Raw genomic sequence first — 9,213 nt, forward strand, 5'->3', positions numbered from 1 at the left:
TCGGTTCCTCAGAACATTAATCTTGACAGTTCTGAAAATGATCGGCCATTAGCATTATTTCTATCCGCAAAAGACAGTTCTGCCTTAACTTTATTAGTACAAACTTATCAAACATATTTATCCCAAAATCCATATAGTTTAAATGATATTTGCTTTACAGCAGCTAATCATAGAGATCATTTTTCTGAACGAATTGTTGTAATAGCAAAAACTAAAGCAGAAGCGATCCATTTACTAAATGGATTTAATGTCGGAGGAATCGAAAAGAAAACATTGTATTCCAATAGTGGGCCTGATATTTCATCAACCACACTGAATATTGCCAGTAAGTACATCGAAGGATGTAATTCAGATCAGTTTGTTTCTTTTTTTGTTGGCAATTCCGTTAATATACCTGTCTATCAATTCAACCATCAAGATTACTGGGTAGAATCAGAACCTTATTTAAGACTAATTAATCAAGAACATTCGAGTCTTCCTGATATATTAAATAGTAATACGGATATACTATCCGTTCAGGAAGATATTTTAACCTATTTATTCAGAGTTGTTGGAGAAATTACGGAATTGCCGGCTGAACAAATTAATGCTAGCGATGATTTCTTTGCTATCGGTATGGATTCTATTCTGCTCATGCAATTAAAAGAAAAGGTTAATAGAGAACGAAATGTAGCAATTGAAGTTTCGGCCTTTTATGATAGTCTTAATACCCTTGAAAAACTGGCTGAATATTTATTAAAACAACAGCCAAAACAAGCTATTGTTTCTGAAAGCGCACGTTATTTAAAGTCAACTGCTTCAATATCCTCTTCTTCCAACACTTTTGTCCCCTATAAGGAAGTAAATATTTTACAAGAATCTCTGGATGCTATTAAAGAAAAGTCTATCCAGCAGCTTATTGCCAATGTAAATAAGATAAGTAGTACCTCAAAAAGCCATACACAACTTTACCGAAAATGGTTGGCTAATAATAGAAATATTGCGGGTTTCAGACCTAAATGGAAAGAAATGACCTACCAGCTGGTTGCTGAAAAAGGAAAGGGCGTTTATGTATGGGATAAAGAAGGGAACCGTTTTTTGGATTTTTCCATGGGCTTTGGTGTGAATTTATTTGGTTATAATCCAGAATTTGTTCAAAAACGCTTACACCAAATGTTGGATGAGCATATGGTTCTTGGCGCACTTTCTCCTTTAGCAGGTGAACTTGCTGAAGCTATTTGCAAAGCAACAGGAAATGAACGCGTAGCATTTTACAACACAGGTACAGAAGCTGTAATGGTAGCTATTAGATTAGCCCGAGCCATTACTGGTAAAAACAAAATAGTTGTTTTTGCAGGTTCCTATCATGGAACCTATGATGGGATTCTTGCAAGAGAAGGGAAGGGCATTTACGCTGATCCTTTGGCGCCGGGAGTAGCACCATCAATGGTCCAGGATGTTATTGTTTTGCATTATGGGAGTGAAGAAGATCTTGAAATTATTCGCGATTTAGCACCCGAATTGGCTGCAGTATTGGTGGAACCAATTCAAAGCCGTTACCCCGAATTTTTCCCCGCTGAATTTTTAAAAGAACTTCGAGCCATTACCCAGCAGAATGAAGTAGCACTAATTTTTGATGAAGTAATCTCAGGTTTTCGATTTGCGATTAATGGGATAAGAGCTTTTACTGAGGTTCGTTCTGATATTACAGTTTATGGAAAAGTTATTGGAGGAGGTATACCAGTTGGTGTTGTGGCTGGAAACAGCAAATATTTAGATGCTGTAGACGGAGGTTTCTGGAAATATGGTGATCAATCATATCCAGCCAGTAAAAGCACATTTGTTGCCGGAACATTTTGCCATCACCCGCTTGCAATGGCAGCTGGGTTAAGTGTATTGGAGCATCTTAAGCAAAATCCAGACCTTTATATACAGTTGGAAGACGCAGCAGAGTATATGTGTAATGAACTAAATCGCTGGTTTGAGGCGTCTAAAATCAGTATCCGAATGGTACATTTTGGCTCTCTTTTCAGGTTTAAATTAAAAGGTAATGAAGAGTTATTATTCGCTAAGTTGCTTTCTAGAGGCATTTACATTTGGGAAGGAAGAAACTGCTACCTATCTACAGCGCATACATCAGAAGATATTGAATTTTTGATCTTATCTATTAAGGAAAGCTGTACTGAGTTACAGGAAGAAGGATGGATAAATTTGGTAGAAAAAGAAAAAGTAATAGTTGAAACAAACTCAAATATATTTCCTTTATCACCTGCACAGCAAGGAGTATGGTGGGCTCAACAATTAGATTCTAACCTTGCTTCCTTTAATTTGTCTGAAAGTTTTTTGGTTGAGGGTTCGTTTAACATTGAAATTTTTGAAAAATCATGTCTTGAGATTATTAAAAATCATGAAATTCTTCGAACATCTTTCTTTGATAAAGATGGAGTACCGTTTCAAGAAGTGCATCAGGAATTTTCCTTTGCCATAAAACCTGTAAGCTTAGCGTATTTAAGTGAAGAAGAAGCGCTGATTGAAGCGCAAAAAATAGTAGCTGATAAAATAAGAGAACCCTTCAATCTTGAACAAGGTCCATTGTTGAATGTCTTATTGTATGCCATCAAAGGCAATAAGTTTGTATTATCAGTTATTGTACATCATATTGTTTGCGATGGATGGGCCATGGAAGTTTTGTTTGATGATCTGATTGCTACTTATAATCAACTTCTAATTAAGCCAGATGCCGAAATACCCCCAGCAGCATATCAGTACAGGCATTATGTACAAGAAACGTTCAATCAAACCAATATATTGGCACTGAAAGAGTACTGGCATACTCAGGTGCAGGGAATAAATACACTTACTTTAACTGGTGATCTTACTGCCAAGAGTGATACTCATCAGGAGAGCTTTGAAGAAATATTAATAGCAGGTTCAGATTACAAGAATTTGCTTACGCTGATTAAACAACAAAACACCTCTTCGTTTACAGCACTCACTGCAATTACAAAGTTACTTTTATATAGCAAAACAGGTGTAAATGATATTGCTATAGGTACTCCGGTTCCAGGAAGGGTGCAGTCAAAGTGGAATAAATTGATTGGCCATTGCCTGAATATGCTTGTTTTAAGAAGTAATATTAATGAAGAAGAGTCTTTTGTGACTTATTTGCAAAAAGTAAAATCATTAATTCTAAATGCTTATGAACGGCAAGAATATTCTTTCGAAACCTTGAAGAATGAATGTTTAAACGACCGTTCTACTCAGGATTGGCCATTTTTTGAAATAGAGATTGCTATGCAAAACTTCCGTTTACATCGTCATCAAAAGGGAAATAAATTTGCGGATTTTCAGCTTGAGATATTCAATAATTTATCACTTGACTGCAGAAAATATCCAATAGAATTCCGTTTTGATGAAGGCCATGAGGATGTACTTTTAAAAGTTGCCTATGATCCATGTCGCTATTCTCAGAAATTTATTAGGGAATTGCTTCAAGACTGGCAAAATTTATTTAGACACATTGCACAGTTTTCTTCCATGTCTGTCAGTGAAATTATAAATGCCGTAAATCAACAAAAAGAAGTATCTCAGCAACACTCTTTAAAAAATAACAGGCAAAACAATTTTTCCAAGCTTATTTCAACATCTACCACTAATCGGAACTAATATGCAATTACCTACTAGACCACAATTTTCTATAAAAGCACCTAAGTCAATAGATCCAATTTCTAGCGTGGTAAAGAAAGAGCTTATGCAGCCAAAAGGTTTTCCTTTGGTTTATAGTCCTTTAGCAGATGGAGTAATTCTGAAAAGCTGGTTTCTTAGTCATTTGCCAGAAATTGAACAAGATTTAAAACAGTTTGGGGCTATCTTATTAAGAGGTTTTGAAGTTCCTACTAGAGATGCTTTTCAGGAAGTAATGCACCAGTTTAATCATGAATTTCTTTCTTACAAAGACCGATCATCACCTCGTACAGAAATCAAAGAAAATATTTATAACTCTACAGAACATCCTGCAGATCAGATTATTAACATGCATAATGAGCTTTCTTATTCGCATACTTGGCCTCAGAAAATTGCATTTTATTGTTTTAAAGAGGCTCTAGAACAGGGAGAAACCCCCATAGCAGACGTAAGAAAAGTTTGGAATAATTTACCTGAAGCAGTAGCTAATAAATTTGAACAAAAGGGTATCCTTTATCGCAGGTTATTGCAAAAAGGAATAGGCTTATCTTGGCAAGAAGTTTATCAGACAAACGACCGGAATGTAGTTGAAGAATATTGCAATTTCCATAAAATGCAATTTACCTGGCTTGAAGATGATCGGCTAGAGATAAAATGGACACGCCCAGCTGTTCGTAAGCATCCGGATACAGGAGAAAAGGTTTGGTTTAACCACGGATATTTTTTCAATTTTTTAGCATTGGCTCCAGAAATAAGAGATGCTTTTACAGATTCCAATGAGCTGCCTTTTAATACCTATTATGGGGATGGAAGCTTAATTGAAGAGGAGTATTTACAAGCAATTTTGCAAGCTTACCAGGACGAATGTGTGTACTTTTCATGGAAGCATGGTGATATATTATTGATGGATAATATGCTAACAGCGCATGGCCGTAACTCATATAAAGGAGAAAGAGAAATAAATGTTGTAATGATGCAACCTTGTAAAGAAGCTTAATTCATGGATCAACAATTACAAAACCATTTATTAATTTCCCTTACAGAACAACAGAAAGTTATTATTGACAAAACTCTTGAAAATTCATTTCCTGCACCTATTTTTTATTGCTGGAAGTTTGCGCATCAATTTGAAATAAACCTGGATATTATTGAGCTCATCAGCAAATTATTGAGTTCTTATGAAACCCTAAAAATAAAGCTCGAAAAAGACGAGAGTAGTATCTATCCTTTGCAAAGAATTCAGGAAGATTCACCGTTCATTATTCAATTGGAGAATGAGCCCGTTTCTTCTTCATTTTTTTTGAAAAATTGCACTGAACATTTTTTTGAATATAATGCGGACAAAACAGTATTTATTATTGCCAAAGATGAAAATGAATTTATATATCATCTTTATTTGCAGTTGCCATCTGTTTTGGCGGATGTTTACAGTCTGATAAACATTGCCGTCCAAATCCAGAATAGTATCGTATCTAATTTTCTTGTGGAAGAAAGTCAGATTAGCTTTTCCCAATATTCTTCATGGCAGGAGGAAACATTAACATCTGTTCCAGAAGAAATAGCAGACTGGATACAGGCACAGCTGAAACAATCAAACTCAAGTACTCAGCTACCTGTACAGAATAAAAGGAATACGCATAAAATAAAGTATGCTTCATCAAGCATAAAGCCTATTTCTTCAGTGGTTTATACTCAAATTAATCAGCTGGTAAAACATGGAGATGTAACTTTAGCTGATATGTGGCTTGCTATATTTGCCACTCTGTTACATCATCATACTGATGAAGATGTAACAGGTATTGGCTATAACCTAAAGGGTCGCGTTTATGATGAATTAGCTGGAACGATGGGTCGTATTGACCATAATTCTCCAATTATTATTTCTTGGTTAAACATTGAAAACACCCTTGATCTCACTCAATTTATAAAAAAGACAAGAGAAGAGCAGCAGTTAGTTGCCGAGTACATTGGCCGCTCATTTATCAATAAAATATCTCATGGCGAATTGCCGTATGTATTGCATTATCTCCATTTACCAGATGAGATTAACAATTACACAAACTTTCAGGCTCTTCAGGCGGGAACCGATCTGCAGTTAGACATTATTGAAACTAATACCGGTCAGTTTACCCGATGGAGCTATAATGAAACTTTGTTTTCAGAATCTGCCATCGCTCTTTTGGACACTATTCTTCAAAATTTATTAGAAGGATTATTGGTTGAACCCAAGCATTCTATCATTAACAAAAATTCGCTAACTGTTAAACGTTTGTTGGGGGCGCCTAGCACGGATGTAAATATCCAAAGACCATTACTAGTTTCTCAGCCAACAAATTTAAGAGCTTTTGATAGTGTCGGTGAAAGTTCTAAAGTTGGGATCAATAAATGGGATACTATCATTGCTGCCTTTGATCATCAATATCAATTAAAGCCTTTGTATGTTGCTTTAGTTTATGAGAATCAAGAATGGACCTATGCCGAATTGCATCAATTGGCTCAAAAGCTTGCGGCGTTCTTAATACAAGAAAAAAATATTAAATCTGGAGATATCCTGGGTATCTGTACCGGTCGTTCGCCAGAAGTAATTATTGCAATACTCGCCATTATCAAGACAGGAGCTACGTTTCTTCCAATAGATCCAACGCAGCCCACAGTGCGTATTGAAACCATATTGAAAGATGCATCTCCTCGATTAATTTTTGTAGATAAAAAATTACTAATCAATACTCCACAATTAGTTTTAAAAGAGGCTATTAACGAAGCTGAAAGCCAAAATATCAAAATTGTTATTGATGAAGTAAAAGCAGAACAATTGGCCTATATTATTTATACTTCCGGTACCAGTGGTAAACCTAAGGGTTGTATGTTAAGTCATCGAAATCTTTCTCATTATATTACATGGTGTACTGAATCGTATTTTTCTGAAGGGAAGGCAGCAAATTTTGCATGGTTCACTCCTCTTTCTTTCGATTTAACAATGACCAGCATTTTTACTCCGCTGGTAATGGGAAAAACATTAACTATTATTAACGATTCCCTGGATATTAGTGAGACTTTATTACAGTGTTTCAATGGAACGCATAGTATCGATACTATTAAACTGACTCCTTCACATATTGATGTTTTAAAGACATTAACATTGAAAAAAAGCAAGATACAACTCGTTATCATCGGAGGCGAAGCATTGCAAATGAGCCAGGCAGAGACTTTATTTGACTTAAATAACGAAATAGAAGTATATAATGAATATGGTCCTACAGAAGCAACTGTAGGCTGTATTGTTAAAAAAATAAGCCCTTCAGATGATCGAATAACAATTGGTTATCCCATTAAACGTATGGAAGCTTTTATTCTGAATGGAGAACAAGAAATACTATGTGCAGGAATAAGTGGGGAGCTTTACCTGGCCGGAGATGGACTTGCAAATGGTTATCTTAATAATGAAGATCTAAGCTCAGAGAAATTTATCCCCGCAAAATGGTCCCCAGAAAAATTATTGTATCGTACTGGAGATTTGGCGAGGCTTTTGCCGGATGGTGAGATCGAGTTTCTTGGTCGTATAGATAATCAGGTTAAAATTAGGGGATATCGGATTGAATTAGCAGAAATTATTCATTATTTAAAAAATATTGATACTATTTCAGGTGCTCATGTTCTGCTTCAAAAAACAGAAAGCGAATATCAAATAGTGGCTTTTTATGTGTCAATTAACCAGACTTCAATTGCTGATATCCAGGCACAATTACTATTAAATCTCCCTAATTATATGTTGCCGGCACATTATTTTCGGGTAACGGAAATGCCGCTTACGTCTAACGGCAAGATTGACGAAAAGAAATTAATTTCGCATGAGCTAACTATAAATGAAAACCGAATAGCTTATGAAGCACCTGCTAACCAAGCAGAGGAAGAAATTGCCGAAATATGGAAAGAGGTTTTGAACAAAGATACCGTTAGTAGAAATGATGATTTTTTTAACTTAGGCGGACAAAGTATCAAAGCAGCACAATTAGTTGGACGGTTAAAGAAAAAATTACAACTTGATTTTCAGCTGAAAGATATTTTCAATAATACATTACTTTATCAGCAGGCACTTTTGGTTGAAAAATTAAATTCAATCAAACAAAATTTGCCTCAAATACTCCCACATCAAACTGATTACGAGGCATCAGGCGCGCAATGGGGTATTTGGACGGCACAACAGTTTCAATTACAATCTTCCGCCTACAATTTGCCTGCAGCTTATTTAATTAAGGGAAATCTGAATAAAAATGCGTTAGTTTCAACTTTTGAACTCCTAATTCAGCAATTTGAATCCTTAAGAACATCTTTTGAGATGAATGCACAGGGTCTTCGGCAGGTAATTCATCTTCCGTCAGCATTTTCTTATTCTTTTGAAGATTGGTCATCCCTTACGATTGACGATAAATTAATCCAAGAAACATGTGAAACACATGCCCGTCAATATATAGATCTTTCTGAATCACCCTTATACCGTGCATCGCTTTATAAATTGGCAGAAAATAGGTGGTTATTTTTACTAAATATGCACCATATAATAGCAGATGGACGATCAGAAGAAATTTTATTTTCGCATTTAAAAAATTATTACCATTTATTGTCAAAAGAGCAGCAACCAGTGCAAGTATTTGCTTCTCCATATCAATATAAAGAGTTTTCTGCGTGGCAAAATAACCTTCAAAAAAATTCTTTGCAATCAGAAAGTCGTGCTTATTGGATGAAACAATTGCAAGGTGTTTTACCTAAATGTTCAATTAAAGCACCCGAAAAACAAATAGTCAATAGACAATACCAATCGGCCTCTATTACAAAAACATTTAGTTCGAGCATTTCAAAACCACTTCAGGTATTTGCTGCAGAAAAAAAAACAGGCCTTTCTGCTATTCTTATTTCATTGGTTGAAACAGTACTTTATCGATACAGTGGACAGGAAGAATGGGCTATAGGAATACCGGTAGATACACGTTTGGATGAAGTGTTTGACGATCAGGTTGGATTATTCTTAAATACCATCGTTTTGCGGAATACAATCAATCCAAATTTACCTGCAAATACCTTGGTTTCTGAGATTAGAGATTTATTATTAGAGGGTTTGACGCATAAACATTATCCATTTGATTTACTTGTTAGAGACCTTAGAACTCTTGATAACTCATCGGATACGCTATTTAATGTACTTTTTAATTTACAGGATAGAGCCGTACAGTCTGAATTTGAAATTGAGGGAATAGTATTCCAGAAAATACCAACAATAGGCACCGCTACTAAAGTAGACCTAGCTTTTAATTTCACCTTAATTAATGGTGACTTACAATTAGAAATAGACTATACAACTGATTTATTTACAGGCGATTTCATTAGCCAACTCTCAGTACATTTTGAGCAAATTGCGCAAGAAATTGTTCGTAATCCGGAGCAAAATTTAGCCCAAATTCCGATGCTTCTTTCTTCTGAAAAGGAGCAGCTTAAGACGTTTGGTTATCATTCTAAAGATTGGAATAATAAAAATGAGTCTATTTACAGTTCTTT

Annotated in this window: 3 protein-coding genes; all 3 read left to right on the plus strand. The window is 35.4% G+C overall.

The window, feature by feature from the left end; translation table 11 throughout:
* Positions 1–3,645, plus strand: a 3,645-nt coding sequence (locus ACILQF_RS07090) for an aminotransferase class III-fold pyridoxal phosphate-dependent enzyme (RefSeq protein ID WP_395626718.1), incomplete at its 5' end; no start/stop codon positions are given.
* Position 3,646: 1 nt separating this feature from the next.
* Entirely contained in the window at positions 3,647–4,660 is a 1,014-nt protein-coding gene (locus tag ACILQF_RS07095; RefSeq protein WP_395626719.1) for a TauD/TfdA family dioxygenase, read from the plus strand.
* Between the two features lie 3 nt (positions 4,661–4,663).
* The coding region (locus ACILQF_RS07100; RefSeq protein ID WP_395626720.1) for an amino acid adenylation domain-containing protein at positions 4,664–9,213 on the plus strand (4,550 nt) is incomplete at its 3' end.

The organism is Daejeonella sp. (assembly GCF_044232565.1).
GTDB lineage: Bacteria > Bacteroidota > Bacteroidia > Sphingobacteriales > Sphingobacteriaceae > Daejeonella.